At 73.8% G+C, this 19,099-nt stretch carries 16 protein-coding genes; 10 read left to right on the top strand and 6 right to left on the bottom strand.

From position 1 onward, the window contains the following. Positions 1-69 precede the first annotated feature (69 nt). On the bottom strand, positions 70-1,956 hold the full coding sequence (locus tag K7G61_RS28075; protein ID WP_225849801.1) for an NHL domain-containing thioredoxin family protein: 1,887 nt from the start codon (positions 1,954-1,956) through the stop codon (positions 70-72). A gap of 39 nt (positions 1,957-1,995) precedes the next feature. On the opposite strand from K7G61_RS28075, the gene K7G61_RS28070 reads away from it, so the two are divergent. Together K7G61_RS28070 and K7G61_RS28065 are read left to right on the top strand one after the other, a co-directional pair. Next, the gene (locus K7G61_RS28070) at positions 1,996-2,499 is read left to right on the top strand and encodes an LURP-one-related/scramblase family protein (RefSeq protein WP_225849800.1); all 504 of its coding nucleotides are present in this window, start codon (positions 1,996-1,998) and stop codon (positions 2,497-2,499) included. A gap of 394 nt (positions 2,500-2,893) precedes the next feature. Then, positions 2,894-5,812 carry a VCBS repeat-containing protein gene (locus K7G61_RS28065; protein WP_225849799.1) on the top strand — a complete coding sequence of 973 codons (2,919 nt, stop codon included), beginning with the start codon at positions 2,894-2,896 and terminating at the stop codon, positions 5,810-5,812. A 105-nt stretch (positions 5,813-5,917) separates the two neighbouring features. Here the strand turns inward: K7G61_RS28065 and K7G61_RS28060 are convergent, their stop codons facing one another. Then, positions 5,918-6,709: a carbon-nitrogen family hydrolase gene (locus K7G61_RS28060; RefSeq protein WP_225849831.1), complete on the bottom strand. Its 792-nt coding sequence runs from the start codon at positions 6,707-6,709 to the stop codon at positions 5,918-5,920. 132 nt (positions 6,710-6,841) lie between these two features. Between K7G61_RS28060 and K7G61_RS28055 the strand changes: the two genes are divergently transcribed. The 6 genes from K7G61_RS28055 to K7G61_RS28030 all read left to right on the top strand — a co-directional run bounded on the left by K7G61_RS28055 (position 6,842) and on the right by K7G61_RS28030 (position 12,722). Continuing rightward, on the top strand, positions 6,842-7,669 hold the full coding sequence (locus K7G61_RS28055) for a maleylpyruvate isomerase family mycothiol-dependent enzyme (protein ID WP_225849798.1): 828 nt from the start codon (positions 6,842-6,844) through the stop codon (positions 7,667-7,669). Positions 7,670-7,963: 294 nt separating this feature from the next. Continuing rightward, a complete protein-coding gene (locus tag K7G61_RS28050; RefSeq protein WP_225849797.1) occupies positions 7,964-9,691 on the top strand; it encodes a sensor histidine kinase KdpD in 1,728 nt (575 codons plus the stop codon). Further along, the gene (locus K7G61_RS28045; RefSeq protein WP_225849796.1) at positions 9,688-10,164 is read left to right on the top strand and encodes a roadblock/LC7 domain-containing protein; all 477 of its coding nucleotides are present in this window, start codon (positions 9,688-9,690) and stop codon (positions 10,162-10,164) included. The genes K7G61_RS28050 and K7G61_RS28045 overlap by 4 nt, the downstream gene beginning before the upstream one ends. Further along, a complete protein-coding gene (locus K7G61_RS28040) occupies positions 10,161-10,526 on the top strand; it encodes a DUF742 domain-containing protein (protein ID WP_225849795.1) in 366 nt (121 codons plus the stop codon). The genes K7G61_RS28045 and K7G61_RS28040 overlap by 4 nt, the downstream gene beginning before the upstream one ends. A 100-nt stretch (positions 10,527-10,626) precedes the next feature. Then, the gene (locus K7G61_RS28035) at positions 10,627-11,205 is read left to right on the top strand and encodes an ATP/GTP-binding protein (protein WP_225849830.1); all 579 of its coding nucleotides are present in this window, start codon (positions 10,627-10,629) and stop codon (positions 11,203-11,205) included. After that, positions 11,202-12,722, top strand: a complete 1,521-nt coding sequence (locus K7G61_RS28030) for a cytochrome P450 (protein ID WP_225849794.1) — start codon at positions 11,202-11,204, stop codon at positions 12,720-12,722. Before K7G61_RS28035 ends, K7G61_RS28030 begins: the two co-directional genes overlap by 4 nt. A gap of 38 nt (positions 12,723-12,760) precedes the next feature. Here the strand turns inward: K7G61_RS28030 and K7G61_RS28025 are convergent, their stop codons facing one another. The 3 genes from K7G61_RS28025 to K7G61_RS28015 all read right to left on the bottom strand — a co-directional run bounded on the left by K7G61_RS28025 (position 12,761) and on the right by K7G61_RS28015 (position 15,373). Further along, positions 12,761-14,122, bottom strand: coding sequence for a nitrate/nitrite transporter (locus tag K7G61_RS28025; RefSeq protein ID WP_225849793.1), 1,362 nt, complete (start codon positions 14,120-14,122; stop codon positions 12,761-12,763). Then, the gene (locus K7G61_RS28020; protein ID WP_225849792.1) at positions 14,119-14,808 is read right to left on the bottom strand and encodes a GntR family transcriptional regulator; all 690 of its coding nucleotides are present in this window, start codon (positions 14,806-14,808) and stop codon (positions 14,119-14,121) included. The genes K7G61_RS28025 and K7G61_RS28020 overlap by 4 nt, the downstream gene beginning before the upstream one ends. 136 nt (positions 14,809-14,944) lie before the next feature. Continuing rightward, a complete protein-coding gene (locus K7G61_RS28015; RefSeq protein ID WP_225849791.1) occupies positions 14,945-15,373 on the bottom strand; it encodes an SHOCT domain-containing protein in 429 nt (142 codons plus the stop codon). Positions 15,374-15,706: 333 nt separating this feature from the next. Between K7G61_RS28015 and K7G61_RS28010 the strand changes: the two genes are divergently transcribed. After that, positions 15,707-16,087, top strand: a complete 381-nt coding sequence (locus K7G61_RS28010) for a hypothetical protein (protein ID WP_225849829.1) — start codon at positions 15,707-15,709, stop codon at positions 16,085-16,087. Beyond that, complete coding sequence (locus K7G61_RS28005; protein ID WP_225849790.1) at positions 16,077-17,486, top strand: DUF2252 domain-containing protein; 1,410 nt, start codon at positions 16,077-16,079, stop codon at positions 17,484-17,486. The genes K7G61_RS28010 and K7G61_RS28005 overlap by 11 nt, the downstream gene beginning before the upstream one ends. A 115-nt stretch (positions 17,487-17,601) precedes the next feature. Here the strand turns inward: K7G61_RS28005 and K7G61_RS28000 are convergent, their stop codons facing one another. Then, positions 17,602-18,900, bottom strand: coding sequence for an extracellular solute-binding protein (locus tag K7G61_RS28000; protein WP_225849789.1), 1,299 nt, complete (start codon positions 18,898-18,900; stop codon positions 17,602-17,604). Positions 18,901-19,099 lie beyond the last annotated feature (199 nt).

Here is a 19,099-nt window from a genome sequence, read left to right as displayed (position 1 = left end):
GGCCGGTGGCCGCGCACCCGGGCGTGCCCGAACACGGGGCACGCCCGGACGTGACCTGCCGGAACCGGATCAGCTGTCCATGCCCGCGAGGACCAGCGCGAGGCGGGAGTCGCCGTCGCCGGTCAGGCGCACGGGCACGCCCCAGTCCTGCTGGTGCACATGGCAGGCGGGATACGGGTTGGCCGGGTCGTCGTCGCACGAGGCGGCCATCGCCGACACGTGCAGGACGCCCTCGGTGACCGAAGGGTCGAGGACCAGCTCGCGGGACAGCTCCGTACCCCGGCCCGCGCCGGAGGACAGGAGTTCCGGCGGGGTCGCGCTGACCAGCAGCCGGGTCGAGGGCCCGTAGCGCTCGTCGAGCTTCTGGCCGGCCGGGGCGCTGAACACCACGTCGAGCCGGAACGCTCCCGGCGCGACCGCGGTCGCCGCCCGCTGCGTACGGTGCGCCACCGCCGGGACCCGGATCGCGGCCTCCGGCAGACGCAGCCGGGTCAGCCGGTGCCGCGCGGACTCCACGACCACGATGTCGCCGTCGGCCACGACCGCCGCCGACGGCTCGCGCAGATCGGTGGCCAGCGTGGTGACCTCGCCGGAGACGGGGTCGTACCGCCGCAGCGCGTTGTTGTACGTGTCGCTCACCGCCACGGAGCCGTCGGGCAGCGCGGTGACGCCGAGCGGGTGCTGGAACAGGGCCTGCCCCGCCGGGCCGTCCCGGTGCCCGAAGTCGAACAGCCCGGTGCCCACCGCCGTACGGATCACGTACTCCCCGGTGTCTTCGGTGTCCTCCGCCCCCTCGGTGCTCCCCGCGCCCTCGGTGTTCCCGCCTCGACCGCCGCCCGTCGACCGCTCGGCCCAGCGCAGCGCCGAGGTCTCCGAGTCGGCGATCCAGAGCCGCTCGCCGGCCGCGGCCAGCCCCGACGGCTGGGCGAACCAGGCCTCGGCCGCGGGCCCGTCGACCAGGCCCTCGTTGGTGGTCCCGGCGGCGACCGCGACCCGACCGGTGGCCGGGTCGTACGTCCACAGCTGGTGCACGCCCGCCATCGCGATCCACACCCGGTCCTCGAACCAGGCCACGTCCCACGGCGAGGACAGCGGAACCTCCAGCGCGGCGCCCGAGGTGGGCGAGCCCTGCATCCACTGCCTGCCGGTGCCCGCCACCGTCGTCACCCGCCCGCTGTCCGGCTCCAGCCGGCGCAGCACGTGGTTGACGGTGTCGGCGACGACCACGGAACCGTCCGGAAGCAGCGCCAGGCCCTGCGGCTCGCTGAACCGGGCGCCGGCCGCGTCGCCGTCGGTGAGGCCGCGCTCGCCCGTGCCGATCCGCCGGACCACGCTCTCCCCGTCGGCGGCCAGCTCCACCAGCGCGTGCCGGGTCGAGTCGGACACCAGGTAGTGGCCCGAGCCGGGCAGCAGCAGCGCCTTGCCCGGGAAGCGCAGGTCGGTCGGGACGGGCTCCGGCGGCACGTACACCCCGTCGCCGCGGCGCAGCGTGCCCTTCGCGGCGTGCTCCTCCTCCAGCCGGGTCACCAGCGTCTCCAGCGCGTGCGCGTGGCCCTCGCCCGCGTGCTGGGCGACCACGTACCCCTCCGGGTCGATCACCACCAGCGTCGGCCACGCCCGGACCGCGTACTGCTTCCAGGTGGCCAGCTCCGGGTCGTCCAGCACCGGGTGGTGCACCTCGTACCGCTCGACGGCGTCCGCCACGGACCGGTGCTCCGCCTCGTGCGCGAACTTCGGGGAGTGCACGCCCACGATCACGACCGTGTCCCGGTGCCGCTCCTCCAGCTCCCGCAGCTCGTCCAGGACGTGCAGGCAGTTCACACAGCAGAACGTCCAGAAGTCCAGGATCACGATGGACCCGCGCAGGTCGGCGAGGGTGGGCTGCTTGCCGCCGGTGTTCAGCCAGCCGCCCTTGCCGACCAGTTCGGGGGCCCGGACGCGTGCACGTGTGCTCATGCAGCCATCCAACCCCATCGGTGGGGTACACATTCCCCCATGAAATTCGTGGTGCGGGAGAAGATGTTCGCCATCGGCGACGACTACTGGATCGAGGACGAGCACGGCGACCGTGCGTTCTACGTGGACGGCAAGGTGCTGCGGCTGCGCGACACGCTGGAGCTCCAGGACCCCGGCGGCGCCGTGGTCGCGGTGATCCACAAGAAGCTGCTCAGCCTGCGCGACGCGATGACCGTGGAGCGCGACGGGCAGGTCCTGGTCACCGTGAAGAAGAAGCGGCTCGCCCTGCTGCGGGAGGTGTACCGCGCCGAGCTGGCGTCCGGCGAGGAGCTGGAGGTCCGCGGCGACCTCATCGGCAAGGAGTACGACATCGAGTACGAAGGCGACCGCCTGGCGCGCATCTCGCGCCGCTGGTTCAGCCTCCACGACGCGTACGCCATCGACGTCGAGCGCCCCGACGCCGACGCGGCCCTCCTGATCGCGATCGCGGTCTGCGTCGACCGCCTGGTGGAGAAGGAGCACGAGGAGGAGCACGGGGACTGACCGGCCGCGCCCCCGGCCTCGGGATCCGGAGCCGTTCGGCGGCGCGGGCGCAGCGGACGGTGCGCGGGGTGCGGGCGGTGCGGGCGGTACGGGCGGTGTCACGAGTGGCGGTCCGGTCGGCGGCGGTGCCGGCGACCGGGCCCTGAACTGCGTCGACTTCGCCGGGGCGACTGGTACCTTGGACCGTTTCTTCGGGGGGCGTGGCCGGGGCGGTTCGAGGATCTCGTCGCTTCGGCGCATCGCCGTAATTCAGGGGAGGGCCCGCTTGAAGCGTCACACACTGACGCGTGCGGCAATTGCCACCGTCACGATCACATCCGCGCTCGCACTCGGTCTGGGCGCGGCTGTCTCTTTTCCGGGTACGGCGCTGGCGGCCGGCTCGGACGAGGTTCTGATGCCCGCTCCGGACGCCGTCGTCGACCTGCCGGCGACTCTTCTCGCCGCCGGGCCGCAGGGCTTCCTGGAGCAGGAGCAGGGCACCACCGGATACCAGTGGATCTCGAACGCGAACAGCTCCGCGACGCACGTCGCGGCCCTGGACGGCGTGCCCGCCGACGCGATCTTCCGCGGCAGCGACCCGTACAACCGCGTCGCGTACGCCACCACCGACGGCACCGGCGCCACACAGATCGTCTGGTACTGGACGAGCGACGGCACCCGGATCACGCTCACCGTGCCGAGCGGCTACCTGCACCCGCAGGTGAGCGGCGGGGCGGTGCTGGCCGCGAAGCCGCTGGGCGACGGCACGTACGAGTACCACCTGCTCAGGAAGAGCGGCGGGGACACCGTGCAGGACACGGCCGTGGCGCTGCCGGCCGGGGCGAGCGCCGAGGCCGCGCCGGTGATCGTCGCCGCCGACGACCTGAAGTTCATCGTGCGCTACCAGCGCAGCGGCCAGGCCGCGTACGGCGTGGTCGACGCGATCGCCGGCACCCTGCAGCCGCTGCCCGTCACCGGGGAGGCGAGCGGCTTCTCGATGACGAGCAGTTGGGTGACCTGGTTCTCCCGGCAGGGCACGGCCGGCGTGCGCGTGCTGCCGAGCGGCAACCTGGCGGCCACCCCGCGGATCGTCCCGGTCACGACGCAGTCGGGCACGAGCGCCGTCAGCGCCTTCACGGTCGGCGACAACGTGCTGTGGTACGAGGGCGCGCACGGCCCGCTGCGGCTGTACCCGCTGTCGGGCGCGGAGACCGCCCGCCAGGTGCTGCCCGATGCCGAGCAGGGCCTGCAGCAGACCGACGGCTCGCTGGCGCTGATAGGCAAGGCGGCCGACGGCTCGCGCGCGCTCTACGACGTCTTCCTGGGCGGTGACGGCCTGGTCCAGGCCCTGCCGAGGCACGGTCTGCCGCCGATCGTCTACCAGGGTTCGGTCAAGGCGGTGGGCCTGGACCGCGGCACCGCCCGTTTCGTGAACTCCCTGAACGGCGCCCTCAGCGTGCACGGCAAGGACGTCGGCACCGGCCTGGCGCCGGTGGCCGGCGCCGACCTGACCGCCGAGGACGTACCGGGTACCGGCCGCTTCGCGGACGGTACCGACGAGGGCCCGGCCCGGCTGGTCACCGACCCGGCGACCGGCGACGACGCCCTGGTCACCGCCGACGACACGGACGGCGTCCCGCTGCCCTCCGCCGGCGGCCGCATCCTCGACGTCTCGCCGCAGTACGTGCTGTACGAGGCCGGCGACGGCACCGGGCGGCAGTACGTGGTGGACATCGCGCAGAACAGGGTCGTCCGCGCGCAGGACGCGCAGGCGTCGGCCCTGGACTGGTCGACGATGTGGACGCCGTCGCCGGCGACCGCCGGCACCGTTGTCGCCACCAGCCTCCGGACCGGCGCGATCGTGCGGACGGTCTCCCTCGGTTCCGGCTGCGCTCCGGACGACCTGCGCAGCAACGGCCGGCTCCTGTACTGGAGCTGCGCCGGCCAGCACAAGGCGGGCGTGCGGGACGTCACCACCGGCCGCGACTACGGCGCGCCCGTGGGCGACGTCCTGCTCGGCGACCACTTCGTGGCGGCCTACGACTCGGTGGCCAAGGCGGTGCGGGTCAGCGAGGTCGACAACGATGCCGAGTGGGTCGCCAAGACGTTCACGGGTCTGAAGACCCCGCCGGCCGGCGACACCCGCGGCGTCACCTGGGCGGTCGACCCGCACTCGAACAAGATCGTCTACGTGGACGCGGACGACACCGTGCACGTCGCCAAGGCCCTGGACGACGACACCGTCGCCTCGCCGCTGACCACCCCGGACCGGCTGGTGCCGGCGGTGTTCGCGGCCCAGGGCGGGGCCGCCCGCTGGGACGCGCGGTGGTGGCTGTCCAAACCGGCCGCGTCCTGGTCGCTGTCGCTCGTCGACCAGGCGACCGGCGTCACCGCGCGCACCTGGACCGGCGGCGAGGCGCGCGGCTCGGTGCGGGTCTCCTGGGACGCCCTGTCCGGCGCCGGGAAGCTCGTCGCGAACGGGACGTACGCCTGGAAGCTCACCGCGGCGCCGGCCGACGGGGTGGGCGCGGCGCTCGCCTCGTCGGGGACCGTCCAGGTGACCGGCGCGGCGCCCGCGTACTCGGGCCTGTTCGCCCGGGACACCAGCGGCGTCCTGTGGCAGTACATGGGCACCGGCAAGGCCGCGGCGCCGTACTCCGGGCGGCAGAAGGTCGGTTCCGGCTGGCAGGGCTACACGGCGCTGGCCGCGCTGTCCGGCCAGCGGTCCGACGGGAGCGGCGCGCTGGTGGCCCGGGACTCCTCCGGCGTGCTCTGGTACTACCAGGGCACCGGCACGCCCACGCCCCCGCTGAAGGCCCGGGTCAAGGTCGGCTCCGGCTGGGGCGGCTACGGCGTCCTGGTGGGCGTGGGTGATGTGACGGGTGACGGGCGTGCGGACATGGTGGCCCGGGACGGTGGCGGTGTGCTGTGGCTGTACCGGGGCACGGGTAGTGCGTCGGCGCCGTTCGCGGCCCGTACCCGGATCGGGTCGGGCTGGAACACGTACGGGGTCCTGGTGGGCGTGGGTGATGTGACCGGTGACGGGCGTGCGGACATGGTGGCCCGCGATGGTGGCGGTGTGCTGTGGCTGTACCGGGGCACGGGTAGTGCGTCGGCGCCGTTCGCGGCCCGTACCCGGATCGGGTCGGGCTGGAACACGTACGGGGCTCTCGTGGGCGCGGGTGATGTGACCGGTGACGGGCGTGCGGACATGGTGGCCCGCGATGGTGGCGGTGTGCTGTGGCTGTACCGGGGCACGGGTAGTGCGTCGGCGCCGTTCGCGGCCCGTACCCGGATCGGGTCGGGCTGGAACACGTACAACGTGATCCTGTAATTCCCGCGCGGTCCGCTGAGGCCGGTTCCGGGGCCCGCGAGCCCCGGAACCGGCCTTCGCGGCCTTCGGGCCGTCACGGTCCCGCGGGCCCGCGGGGTGCGCGGCTCACGGCGTCGGCAGCCCCAGCACCCGGTCGCGCAGCACCGGGAACTCCGCCCGGGTGGCGGCCACACGCGCGGGGTCGAACTCGACGGCGAGGACCTCCTCGCCCGGCCCGGCCTCGCCCAGCACCTCGCCCCAGGGGTCGACCACCATGGAGTGGCCCGCCTGCTCGACGCCCGCGTGCGTGCCCGCGGTGCCGCAGGCGAGCACGTAGGCCTGGCACTCCACCGCGCGCGCCCGCACCAGCAGCCGCCAGTGGGCCAGGCGCCTGGCCGGCCAGCCGGCCGGGATCACCAGCGTCTGGGCGCCCGCGTCGACCAGGAGCCGGAACAGCTCGGGGAAGCGCAGGTCGTAACAGGTCGCCAGGCCGAGTGCGGAGAGCGGGTGGCGGGCCGTCACGACGTCGCGGCCCGCCGCCATGAGCGCGGCCTCGCCCTCGTGGAACCCGAAGCGGTGGATCTTGCGGTAGGCGGTGTGCAGTTCGCCGTCGGGGGTGAAGACCAGCGAGGTGTTGAACAGCGGGCCGTCAGGGTCACGCTCCACGACGGACCCGGCGTGCAGCCACACCCCCGCGTCGCGCGCGGCCGCGGACATCGCCTTGTACGTGGGCCCGTCCTCGACCCGTTCGGCCTCGGCCGCGAAGGAGCCGGCCGCGAAGGCGCCCACCGGCCACAGTTCGGGCAGGACGACGAGGTCGGCGCCGGTCTGTGCCCGTACGAGCGCGGCGGCCCGCTCCCGTCGCGCGGTGACCGATTCCGCCGGGTCTACGTCGATCTGCAACAGCGTTGCGCGCACCGGGGCACCGTCCATACGTCGGTTCGTCATGTCGGGCCTACCATCGTCACTCGAAAGCAGTGCATGGGCGCCCGCGCGCACACTAACTTAGGCGCCACCACCCGACCGCGCACCGATCCGTCGAGGGGTCCCGTGACCGTCCACAGCAAGCTCCAGCCGTACATCGACGCCTGGACCCACTCCATAGAGTCCATCAACGAAATGGTCGCGCCACTGACGGAAGGGGAGTGGAACCGGCCGACGGAGTGCCCCTTCTGGTCGGTCCGCGACGTCGTCTCCCACATCATCGGCTTCGAGTGCGAACTGCTCGGCGACCCGCGGCCGATCCACACCCTTCCCAGCGACCTGCGCCACATCGTCGACGAGAAGGCCCGCTACACCGAGGTGCCTGTCGACATCCGCAGGCACCACACAGCGCCCGAGATGACCTCGGAGCTGGAATACACGATCATCCGCCGCTCCCGGCAGTTGCGGAACGAGTCGCGGCAGCCCGACGCCGTGGTCCGGGCCATCGGCGGCGGCGAGATCACCCTGGAAGATCAGTTGTGGAGCCGGGTCTTCGACGTCTGGGTGCACGAGCAGGACCTGCGCCGGGCGCTGGACAAGCCCGGCAACCTGGCCTCCCCCGGCGCCGTACTGGCCCGCGACTACCTGCTGCGGCTCCTGCCCGGGCTGGTCGCCGACGACGCGAAGGCCGCACCCGGGTCCGCCGTGGTCTTCGACGTCCACGGCCCGCTGGAGTTCATGCGGACGGTCCGGGTCGACGCCGAGGGCCGCGGCACCATCGACTCGGCGGTCTCGCTCGGCCCCGCGGTGACCTTCGTCGTGGACTGGGAGACGTTCCTGCGGCTGCTGACCGGGCGGGTCAGGGCGGCGGCGGTCGGCGACGACCGGCTCAAGACCGAGGGCGACGACGAGCTGGCGCGGGCCATCCTGGCGCACGTCACCGTCGCCAGGTAGCCGGGAGGCGGCCCCCACCCGCCAACCGGGCCGACGAATCGACAAAAATCGCCGCGACCTTCCGCCGACCGGCGATCAAGGCGCTGAACAGGGGCGTATTGTACGGGCTGTGATGATCCGGTGACGGTCGGATGACGAAAGACCTGGATTCCGGCCGGATCAAGGGGGTTGTGCGAGTAGGGTGAGGCGCATCCACCACGCACGGCTCTTTCGTACGCCAGCCTCAACAGCTCGCACGTCAACGACTCCCGGCACAGCGGGCGGCTGCCGGCCTCCCGCCAGAGGTACCGATTGATGTCAGCCCAAGACTCGCCGTTAGCGTTCGCCCCCCTTCCGCCGCCGCACCGGAAGACCTCCGCCGGCAAAGCCGCCGTCCTCCCGCTGGCCGTCACGGTCGCGGCGGGCGCGGCGTGCGCGTGGACGGCGGCCACCCGTACGTCCACCGAGGACCGGCCCGTCGTCCTGATCACCGGCGGGATAGCCGCCGCGCTCCTCGGCGTCGCCCTGGCGCTGGGCCTGTCCCGCCGCCGTCTGGGCCGCGAAATGCGCCACCGCACCGAGTGGTTGCACGCCGAGGCGGCCCGTACGATCGCCGATCACGCCGAGGCCGTCCGGCGCGCGGCGGCCGAGCTGGAGGCGGCGCAGCGGGTGGCGCGCGAGGCCGAGGTGCGCCGGCGCACCTCCGTGGAGGCCGAGGTGTCGCTGCGGGCCGCGCTGAAGGCCGAGACCGCCCGCGCCGCGGCGCTGGAGGGCGAGACGGCGCGGCTGGCCGAGGTGACCGTACCCCTGGCGGTCGACCGGCTGCGTGCGGGCGGTTCCGCCGACACCGTGCTGTCGCGGCTGCCGCGGCCCTCGGGACCGGCGCACCAGCGGCTGCTGGACGTGGTGGTGCGCGAACTCGGGGCCGGCGAGCGGATGCGTGCGGCGGGAACGACCGCGTGCGCGAACGCCGCGAGCCGGCTGCAGGCGCTGAGCACCGCGATGCTGGCCGACCTGCGGGAGATGGAGCAGCGGCACGGCGAGGAGGTGCTCGGCGACCTGCTGCACCTGGACCACTGCACCGCGCAGGCCGGGCGGCTGGCCGACAGCATCGCGGTGCTCACCGGCGCCCGCACCGGCCGCCGCTGGACCAAGCCCATCGTGATGGAGAGCGTGCTGCGCGGCGCGATGGGCCGGATCAACGCCTACCACCGGGTGCGGCTGCACTCGGTGTCCACGGCCGCCGTCGCCGGGCACGCCGCCGAGGGCGTGATGCACGCGCTGGCCGAACTCATGGACAACGCCTGCAACTTCTCGCCGCCGACCGAGGACGTGCACGTGTACGTCCAGGAGACCCACTCCGGCGTGGTGGTCACCATCGAGGACGCCGGGCTGGTGATGCCCGACGCCGCCCTCGCCCGCGCCGAGAAGCTCGTCTCGGCCGACCCCCTGGACCTGCGGACGCTGCCCGGCACCCGGCTGGGCCTCGCCGTGGTGGGCTGCCTGGCCCGCAAGCACGGCCTGCTGGTGTCCTTCCGGCCGTCGTCCCGCGGCGGTACGGGCGTGGTCGTGCTCATCCCGCCGAAGATCGTCACCCAGGCGCCCGAGGACCCGTCGGGCGCGGTCCTCGTGCAGCCGCCTCCCGCACCCGACTTCGGCGCCGACTTCGCGTCCGACTTCGCGGTGCCGGAGCGCCACGACCCGGCGCCGTACGGCTACCCCGCCCCGGCCGCCGGTCCCACCGCGCCGCTGCCAAAGCGGACCCGCGGCCGGACGCTGGCCGCCTCCCACCGCGGCGACCTGTCGGCGGACCCGGACGCGGCCTGGCTCGACCCGTCGCCCGAGGAGGAGGAACGCGCGGCCCGGGCCCGGGCGGCGGCCGGGGCGCGGTTCAGCGCCTTCCGCGAGGCGGCGGCGGGCCGCGCGCAGGCACGCGCCGGGGATGGCGACGCGCACAGCGGGGAACGTACCGGGGAGCACGCGCCGGCGGACTTCACGGCCACCGGGGAGGGACCGACAGCCGGGGAGGCATGGGACCGATGACGACCACCGACCGCGGCCTGGAGTCGCTGCTGGAGCGGCTGCTGGAGCGCACGCCGGGTGCCCGGCACGCCCTGGTGCTGTCCAGGGACGGCCTGAAGCTGTGCCTGTCGCCGGGCCTGTCGGCCGACCGCGGCGACCAGCTCGCGGCCATCGCCTCCGGCATCCAGTCGCTCGCGCACGGCGCGTCGGTGGAGTTCGGCGACGGCAGCGGCGGGGTGCGGCAGTCGATGACGGAGTTCCACGGCGGTGTGCTGTTCATCGTCGAGGCGGGCGAGGGCGCGCACCTGGCGGTGATCGGCGAGGAGGACGCGGACGCGGCGGTCATCGGCCGCGGCATGGGCGAGCTGATCGAGCAGATCGGCGACCACCTGCGGGCCGACCCGCGCATTCGCACCCGTGCCGGTACGGGTGCCGGTACCGGCGCCGGTACTGGTGCCGGACCCTTCGGCCCGCGCGGGAAGCTCCCGGTATGACCCGCGGGCCGGTCGACAGCGGGGACCCGGACCGGCTCTACACCGTCACCGGTGGCCGAAGCCGTACCGACGACACCACGTTCGACCTGGTGACGATCGTGGTGGGCGAGAGCGAGCCGGCGCTCGGCATGCAGTCGGAGCACGCGCGGATCCTGCGGCTGTGCTGGCACCACCCCACCTCGGTGGTCGAGCTCTCCTCCCATCTCGGGCTGCCGGTGGGCGTGGTGAAGATCCTGCTGGCCGATCTGCTGGCCGCCGGCCGGATCAGCGCCCGCCACCCGCGGTCGGCGGCCCCCGGCGGCGACATGCTGCCCGCGCCGGAGATGCTGAGGAAGGTGCTGCGTGCGCTCCAGAGACTCTGACGCCTACTTGGGCGGACCCGGGGGCGGGGCCGCGCCCTGGGCGTACCGTACGCACGGCGGCGCGTACGGGGGCGGCGGCGCGGGTCCGGCCGGGCCGCACCTGCGGGACACCGCGTCCGACGGCCTGAAGATCGCGGTCGTCGGCGGGTTCGGGGCCGGCAAGACCACCCTGGTCGGCTCGATCAGCGAGATCCGGCCGCTGAGCACGGAGGAGACCATGACCCGCGCGGGCCTGGGCATCGACGACCCGGCGGGCGTGAGCACCAAGTCCCGTACCACCGTGGCCTTCGACTTCGGCCGGATCACGCTGGACGAGGAACGAGTGCTGTACGTGTTCGGGGCGCCGGGGCAGGAACGGTTCTGGTTCCTGTGGGAACGGCTGTTCTCCGGCACCCTGGGCGCGGTCGTCCTGGTCGACACCCGGCGGATCGCCGACTCCTGGTACGCCATCGACCGGCTGGAGCACCTCGGGCTTCCGTTCGTCGTGGCCCGCAACAACTTCGGCCCGCCCCAGCACACGCTGGACGAACTGCGCGACGCCCTCGCGCTGCCGCCCTCCGTCCCGCTGATCGACTGCGACGCGCGCAGCCGGCGGTCCGCCAAGCACGTGCTGATCACCCTGGTCGGCCACCTGCTGGCCCGCTCGGCCGCCGGGCAGCCGGGGGAGGGGCCGCGGTGACGGCGTACGGGGAGCACGGGGAGTACGGGGGCCGGGCCGGGTACGGGGAGTACGGCGAGTTCGGCGGTGCCTACGAGGCCGGCGGACCGCAGCCGGGCGCCGGCTGGGACCCGCGGCCGCCGTCCGGGCAGGAGGAGTGGGCGGGCGGCCGGGCCGGCGGTGGGGCGGACACGGACGCGGCAGCGGACCGGCCCGCGCTCCAGCCCGTGCCCAGGCCGCAGATCGGCACGCCGTGGGAGCCGGCGGCCCCGCAACGGGAGCAGCCGGTCCCGCGGCGGGCGTCGGAGGAGGGCGCCGCGCAGCGCCTGGACCCCACCGCCTTCCACGGCGACCCGGCCGCGCTGTACGAGGCCCTGCGCCGTGCGCACGGCCCGGTCGCGCCCGTGCTGCTCGCCCCGGACATCCCGGCCTGGCTCGTGCTCGGCTACCGCGAGGTGCACTACGTGTCCGCCAACCCCGGCCTGTTCGGGCGCGATCCGCGGCGCTGGAATGCCTGGGACCGCGTCCCCGCCGGCTGGCCGCTGCTGCCGTACGTGGCGCACGGCGCGAGTGTGTCCTTCACCGAGGGCGCCGAGCACGGGCGGCGGGCCGGGGCGATCGCCGACGTGCTCGCCGGGGCCGACCAGTTCGAGCTGCGGCTGGCCGCCGAGGGCGCGGCCGACGCGGCGATCGACCGCTTCGCGGGCGCCGGGCGGGCCGAACTCGTACGGCAGTACGCGGAGCAGGTGCCGCTGCGGGTCATGGCCGGCCTGCTCGGGCTGCGGGACGACGAGACGGACGAACTCGAGCGGGACCTGGCGGCGGCGCCGGACGGCGGACCCGACGCCTCGGCCGCGCACGCCCGTACCCGCAACACCATGGAGACGCTGCTCGAACGCGGCAGGCGCGAGCCCGGCCCCGACGTGCCGTCGCGGCTGCTGGCCCACCCCGCGGCGCTCGCGGACGAGGAGATCGTCCAGGACCTGCTCACCTTGATGACGGACGGTCAGCGGCGCACCGCCCGGTGGATCGGCAACACCTTGCGGCTGATGCTCACCGACGACCGCTTCGCGGTCACGCTGTACGGCGGGCGGCGAAGCGTCGGGCAGGCGCTCACCGAGGTGCTGTGGACCCAGCCGCCCACGCATCTGGTCGTCGGGCGCTGGGCGACCCGTGACACCCACCTCGGCGGCCGGCTCGTCCGGCGCGGCGACTGCCTGATCCTGGGGCCCGCGGCGGCCAACACCGACCCCGCGGTCTGCCCGTACCCGGTGCCCGGCCTGTCGCCGGGCGCCACGGCCGCGCCCGCGCCCGGGGCCGTCGGCAACCAGGCCCACCTCTCCTTCGGCCACGGCGAGCACCGCTGCCCGGCCCCCGCCCCGGAGATCGCCGAGACCATCGCGAAGGCCGCGGTCGAGGTCCTCCTGGACCGCCTCCCCGACCTGCGCCTGTCCGTCCCGGACGCCGAGGTGGGCTGGGACCCCTCCCTGCTGCTGCGCGGCCCGACGGCGCTGCCGGTGGAGTTCACGCCGGTGTAGCGGGGCCTGCCCGGCCTCGTCCGCCCCGGCCGTCCGCCCTACTGGTCCGTCAGCGCCGCCGTGCGGTGCACGCTCTCCACCCGGCTCACCGCGATCCGCTCCCGTTCCAGCCGCTCCGCGCTGCGCCGCAGCCGCAGGATCTGGCTGACGCCGACCGCCTGGAGGACGAACACGCTGCTCCACGCGACCCGGTAGTCGTCACCGGTGGCGTCGAGGAGGACGCCGACGGCGAGCAGGGTGACCATGGAGGCGGTGAACCCGCCGATGTTGACGATGCCGGAGGCGGTGCCGAACCGTTCCGGCGGGTTCGCCGGGCGGGCGAAGTCGAAGCCGATCATCGAGCCGGGCCCGCACGCGCCGAGCACCACGCAGAGCACGATCAGCAGCCAACGCGGGTCGTGTGCGCCCGGCCAGGCCAGGACGGCCGCCCAGACGGCGGCGGTCGCCCCGATCACCCCGAGGACCAGCGGCATCCGCAGCCCGTGGTGGCGGGCGATGAGCTGCCCGAACACCATGCCGAACACCATGTTGGCCACGACGACCAGCGTGAGCAGGCCGCCGGCCGCGGCCCGGGAGAGCCCCTGGTCCTCGACGAGGTAGGGCAGTCCCCACAGCAGCAGGAACACCATCGCCGAGAACTGGGTGGTGAAGTGCGTCCACATGCCCAGCCGGGTGCCGGGTTCGCGCCAGGAGTCGGCGATCTGGCGGCGGACGAAGGCGATCCCGGCCCGGCGGGCGGGGATCACGGCGCCTCGCGCGGCCGTCCCGGGCACGGGCGGCGGCGGGAGGCGGGCGGGCTCGAAACCCTTGGGGTGGTCCTTGAGGAAGGCGGCGACAAGGACGAGGACGAGGGCGCCGACCAGCGCGGTGCCGAGGAAGGTCGGCGTCCAGCCGGCGGAGTGCAGCAGCCGGGACAGGGCGACGGTGGACACCAGGTTGCCGGCGACGCCGAACAGCGCGGCCGTCTGGGCGATGAGCGGTCCGCGCCGGGCGGGGAACCAGCGCGCGCCGAGCCGCAGCACGCTCACGAACGTCATCGCGTCGCCGCAGCCGAGCACCGCGCGCGCCGCGAGCGCCGTGCCGTACGAGTGCGACAGCGCGAACGCCGACTGCCCGGAGGTGAACAGCACCGCGCCCAGCATCAGCACCCGCTTGGTGCCGAGCCGGTCGACCATCAGGCCGACGGGTATCTGCATGCCCGCGTACACGAGCACCTGGAGGATGGAGAAGCTCGACAGCGCCGAGGCGCCGATGTGGAAGCGGTCGGCCGCGTCGATGCCGGCCACGCCCAGGCTGGTGCGGTGGACGACGGCGACGAGGTAGACGAGGGTGCCGACGCCCCAGACGAGAACCGCCCGCCGGCCGCCCGGCGGGTCGCCCGGCACCGGCCCGGCGGTCACGACTCGCCCCTGGCGAGGACCCTCACCCAGGAGATGTGCCGCCGCACGACGTCCGCGGCGGTAGCGGCGGCGCCCTCGCGCAGGGCCTGAAGGATCTCGGTGTGCTCGGTGACGTTCTTGGCCACCCGGCTGGGCTCGGCGTGCATGGTGGCCACGCCCATCCGCAACTGCCGGTCGCGCAGCTGGTCGTAGAGCTGGGCGAGGATCCGGTTGCCGGCGGCCCGCACGATCGTGGCGTGGAAGCAGCGGTCGGCGACGGCGAAGGCGGCCAGGTCCCCCGCCTCGGCGTGCCTGCGCTGCTCGGCCAGCGACTCCTCCAACCGCTCGATGAGCCCGGCGGGAACCGCCTCCACCACCTTGGCCACGGCGTGCTGTTCGACCAGCAGCCGCGTCTCGACCACGTCGGCGATCTCCTGAGCCGACACCGGCAGCACCAAGGCGCCCTTCTTCGGGTACAGCTTGAGCAGCCCCTCGGCCTCCAGCCGCAGCAGCGCCTCCCTTACGGGCGTGCGCGACACCCCGACGGCCACGGCCAGGTCGCCCTCGGTCAGCAGCGTGCCGCCCTCGTAACGGCGGTCCAGCACCCCGCTCTTGACGTGGGCGTAGACCCGCTCGGCGGCGGCCGGCGCCTTGACGGCGGCGTTCGTCCGGGGCGTCGGCCCCGGCGCGGCAACAGTGGCATCCATGATGCGCACATCATAGATACAACAGACGGGACGACGGCCCGCACGTCCGGGATCCGGACGGGTCCCTCGCCCCGCCCCCAGCCGGCGGGTGGCCCGACTCACCCCCAGCCGGCGGGCGCCCGCCCCGCCCGCCCGCTCAGCGCAGGATCTTCTCCTTCGCGCGCTGGAACTCCTCCTCCGAGATGTCGCCCTTGGCCCGCATGTCGCCGAGCCTGGCGAGCTGGTCCACGTGGTCGCCGCCGGTCCCGGCGCCCCCGCCCGTGCCCGCGGTCCTGCGGATGTAGTCGTCGAACGCCTCCTGCTGCGCCTGCGCCGACCGCTGCTCCCGGCCGCCCATCCCGGTGCCGCGGGCGATCACGTACACCAGCACGCCCAGGAACGGCAGGATCAGGCAGAAGAGCAGCCAGCCGGTCTTCGCCCACCCGCTCAGCGAGTCGTCCCGGAAGATGTCGACCACGACCCGGAAGAGCAGGAAGATCCACAGCACCCACAGGAAGACCCACATCGCGGTCCAGAACGCGCCGAGGACCGGATAGTCGTACGCCAGATACACGGATTCGCCCATCGTCGTCTCCCGTCGATGCGGCCGATACGTGGCACTGTCAGTTCAGCACGATTACGCGTGCGCCGCATGTCGGCCGCCGGCCGTGAATTCGGGGATTCGCGCCTGCGGTGACGGGTGGGCAGGTCGGCGGGCCCTCAATTCCGCCCGCGAATCACCGACATGCCGGTCCCGGTTTCCCGTGGCAGCCTGGAGGCACGGCTTGTGAACGACGACACCATCCGGCTGACGGCCGCGGAACCGTCGCCGTGAGGAGATGAGCCCGACATGACCACGGCTGAAATGCGGCGGCAGAACGTGCACGGCACCGGCGGCGGAGGGGGCAGTGGCGGCGGGATGTGGCAGTCCGGCTGGATCGTGTTCGCGGCCGTCATGATGATCTTCGGTGGCGCGATGGCGATACTCGAGGGAATCGCCGCCATTCGCAAGGACGACCTTCTCGTGGTGACGAACCATTACGCCTACACGTTCAACACCACCAGTTGGGGATGGCTCCACCTCGCTCTCGGAATTGTCGTCGTCCTGGCGGGTTTCGCCCTTTTCCGGGGCCGTCCGTGGGCCCGCGCCATCGCGGTGTTCGTCGCGGGTCTTTCGATGATCGCAAATTTCATGTGGATTCCGTACTACCCGTTCTGGGCGCTGGTGCTGGTGGCCATCGACGCCTTCGTCATCTGGGCGGTGTGCACGGCGGGCTTCCGGCGGACCCATGCCGCCTGACCTGTCCTGGGCCGGGCGCTCCCCGGCCGAGCGGGCCGCGGCCGGGCGGGCGGCCCGCCGGACCGTACCCCGCTCCCACCACGCCGAGTTCACGCCGGCCGCGGGGCGGCCCGACCCCGTCGACGTGATCGAGGAGCAGTCGGCGACGCGCGTGCCGGAGCTGGTGCCGATCCGCTACGGACGGATGACCGAGTCGCCGTTCCGCTTCTACCGCGGGGCCGCGGCCATCATGGCCCAGGACCTGGCCGGCACCCCCACCACCGGTTTCCGCGCGCAGTTGTGCGGCGACGCGCACCTGCTGAACTTCCGGCTGCTGGCCTCCCCCGAGCGCCGCCTGGTGTTCGACATCAACGACTTCGACGAAACGCTCCCCGGCCCCTGGGAATGGGACGTCAAACGCCTGGCCGCGAGCCTGGTCATCGCCGCCCGCGCGAACGGTTTCGGCGCGAAGGAGCGCGCCGGGATCGTACGGGCCGGTGTGCGCTCCTACCGGGAGGCGATGCGCGCCTTCGCCGGGATGGGCGACCTCGCCGTCTGGTACGTCCACTTCGACGAGCAGTGGATCACCGAGCGGCTGCCGCGCCAGGGAGTGAGCGCCAGGGGCCGCGGGCGCTGGGCGCGGGCGGTCGCGGGGGCGCGCGCCCGCGACACCATGCAGGCGTACCGCAAACTCACTCGCGTCGAGCACGGGCAGCGCCGGATCACCCCCGACCCGCCGCTGATCACACCGCTCGGCGACCTCCTGCCCGACGTCGAGCGGACCGCGCTGGAGCGGGAGATCCGGCTGCTCGTCGAACGCTACGGCCGCACCCTGCAGTCCGACCGGCGCTTCCTGCTGGAGCATTACCGGGTGGTCGACATGGCCCGCAAGGTGGTCGGCGTCGGCAGCGTCGGCACCCGCTGCTGGGTGATCCTCCTGCTCGGCAAGGACGACACCGACCCGCTGCTGCTGCAGGCCAAGGAGGCCGGCCCCTCGGTCCTCGCCCCGTACGCGGGCGCCGGCGGCCACCGCACCGAGGGCGAGCGGGTGGTCGGCGGCCAGCGGCTGATGCAGGCCACCAGCGACATCTTCCTGGGCTGGGAGCGGGTGGAGGGCATCGACGGCAGGCAGCGCGACTTCTACGTACGCCAGTTGCGCGACTGGAAGGGCATCGCCCAGCCCGAGATCATGCGGCCCGCCGGGCTGCGCGCCTTCGCGGAGATGTGCGGCGCGACCCTGGCCCGCGCCCACGCGCGCTCCGGCGACCGTATCGCCATCGCCGCCTACCTCGGCGGCGGGGAGGTGTTCGACCGGGCGCTGGCCGAGTTCGCGGAAGTCTACGCCGACCGGAACGAGAAGGACCACGCCGCGCTGGTCGCGGCGGTGCGCGCCGGCCGGGTCGCCGCCCGGGCCGCCTGACCCGCGGCGTCGTCGGACCGGGGCGTCGTCGGACCGGGGCGCGCGGGTGTCCGGTGAGCGGGGCGCGCGGGTGTCCGGTACCGAGTGCGCGGGTGTCCGGTCGCGAGGCGCGTCCTCAGCCCCGGCCCTGCCCCTGGCCCCTGTCGGCGGCGTCCGCGTAGTCCTGCAGCTGGGTGAGGACCGTCTTCGGGTCGCCGTCCACAGCCTGGCCGATGACCTGCTTGAGCCTCTGGCCGACCGGCACCCAGGACGGCTTGGCGACCGGGTAGAACGCCGCGTCGGGCAGCAGCCGCATGAACGGCAGCAGCGGGCGGTACCGGGGGTCGGACCGCACCGCCGCGGCGGTGTCCGCGGTGACCGGCAGCAGGCCGTGGTGGCGCTGGAAGTCCAGCATGCTGGACTCGCTGTAGAGGAAGCGCAGGAACTTCGCGTCCGCGTCGAGGTGTCCGGGCGGCTTGAAGGCCATGACCCAGTCGGTGTTGCCGAGGGTCTGCGGACTGGGTCCGGTACGGCCGGGCAGCGGCGCCACCCCGACGTCGATCCCGGCGGCCTTCCCGCGCTCCAGCAGGGTGATGTGCCCGTCGAGCATCCCGGTGCGCCCGGCCAGGAAGTCCTCGAAGGCGTCGCTGACGTTCGTCCTCGCCGGGTCGCGCGGCCCGACGAGCCCCGCGTCGACCAGGTTGTTCCGCAGCCACGAGAAGGTCTCGACGTTGGCCGCCGAGTCGATGGTGTAGCCGCCGCTGGCGTCGGTGTAGCCGCCGTTGCCGCCGAGCATCCACATCATCGTCTCGGCCTCGGCCTCCTGCGGTCCGAGCGGCAGCCCGACCGGCACCGGCACGCCCGCGTCCTTGAGCCTGCGCGCGTCGGCCTTCAGCTCGTCCCAGGTCTGCGGCGCCCGTTTGAGGCCGGCCCGCGCGAACAGCTTCTTGTTGTAGACGAACATGCGGGTGCCGGCCACCCACGGGATCCCGTACTCCACGTGGTCCACCGACCCGGCGTCCGCGAGCGAGGGGATGAACTCGGACTGCATGCTGATCGGGAAGAGCGAGTCGGCCGGGTACAGCTCGCCCTTGGCGGCGAAGGCGCTGTACGTGTCGAGCTGGGCGATGTCGGGGGCCTCGCCCTGCCGGACCATCGCGGCCACGCGGTCGTCGGCGTCGGCGACGGGCACGGGCTCGATCTCGACCTTGATGTGCGGGTTCGCCCGCTCGAAGGAGCGGGCCAGGCCGCGCCAGTACGGATTCACGTCGGTGCCGGTCTTCAGCCCGCTGTAGTCCGTGGTGACGACCCGTAAGGTGACGTCCTTGCTCTTGGACGAGCCGAGGCCGAGGCCGCCGCAGCCGGCGACCAACGCCAGCGCCGGGGTGAGCGCGGCGACCGCCGCCAGTCGCGCCATCCGTGTCCGCCGGGCCATGAGTGCCGCCTCCGGTGTCCGCTGCCCCCCGGGTCATCGAGACGACCAGCCTCACTCAGGGCTTCACGCAGGGTCAACGGCAGCCGGCCAATTGCCGATCGGCGGTGTCCCGGCGGGCATTTGGGAAAGGAGGGGGCCAAGTGACTGCGCCGAGCGACCGAATCGGGCGGCCCCGGCCCTTTTCCCGCGGGCGAGTTGC

The organism is Streptomyces sp. HPF1205, from assembly GCF_020400825.1.
GTDB lineage: Bacteria > Actinomycetota > Actinomycetes > Streptomycetales > Streptomycetaceae > Actinacidiphila.
The sequence above is the reverse complement of the archived record's forward strand: the minus strand, read 5'-3'. Positions and strand labels throughout refer to the sequence as shown.

Coding starts and splice junctions, on each gene's coding strand:
- K7G61_RS28000 (WP_225849789.1), bottom strand. CDS start 18,900: ATGGCCCGGCGGACACGGATGGCGCGACTGGCGGCGGTCGCCGCGCTC.
- K7G61_RS28075 (WP_225849801.1), bottom strand. CDS start 1,956: ATGAGCACACGTGCACGCGTCCGGGCCCCCGAACTGGTCGGCAAGGGC.
- K7G61_RS28065 (WP_225849799.1), top strand. CDS start 2,894: ATGCCCGCTCCGGACGCCGTCGTCGACCTGCCGGCGACTCTTCTCGCC.
- K7G61_RS28045 (WP_225849796.1), top strand. CDS start 9,688: ATGACGACCACCGACCGCGGCCTGGAGTCGCTGCTGGAGCGGCTGCTG.
- K7G61_RS28020 (WP_225849792.1), bottom strand. CDS start 14,808: ATGGATGCCACTGTTGCCGCGCCGGGGCCGACGCCCCGGACGAACGCC.
- K7G61_RS28040 (WP_225849795.1), top strand. CDS start 10,161: ATGACCCGCGGGCCGGTCGACAGCGGGGACCCGGACCGGCTCTACACC.
- K7G61_RS28005 (WP_225849790.1), top strand. CDS start 16,077: ATGCCGCCTGACCTGTCCTGGGCCGGGCGCTCCCCGGCCGAGCGGGCC.
- K7G61_RS28070 (WP_225849800.1), top strand. CDS start 1,996: ATGAAATTCGTGGTGCGGGAGAAGATGTTCGCCATCGGCGACGACTAC.
- K7G61_RS28015 (WP_225849791.1), bottom strand. CDS start 15,373: ATGGGCGAATCCGTGTATCTGGCGTACGACTATCCGGTCCTCGGCGCG.
- K7G61_RS28050 (WP_225849797.1), top strand. CDS start 7,964: ATGTCAGCCCAAGACTCGCCGTTAGCGTTCGCCCCCCTTCCGCCGCCG.
- K7G61_RS28010 (WP_225849829.1), top strand. CDS start 15,707: ATGTGGCAGTCCGGCTGGATCGTGTTCGCGGCCGTCATGATGATCTTC.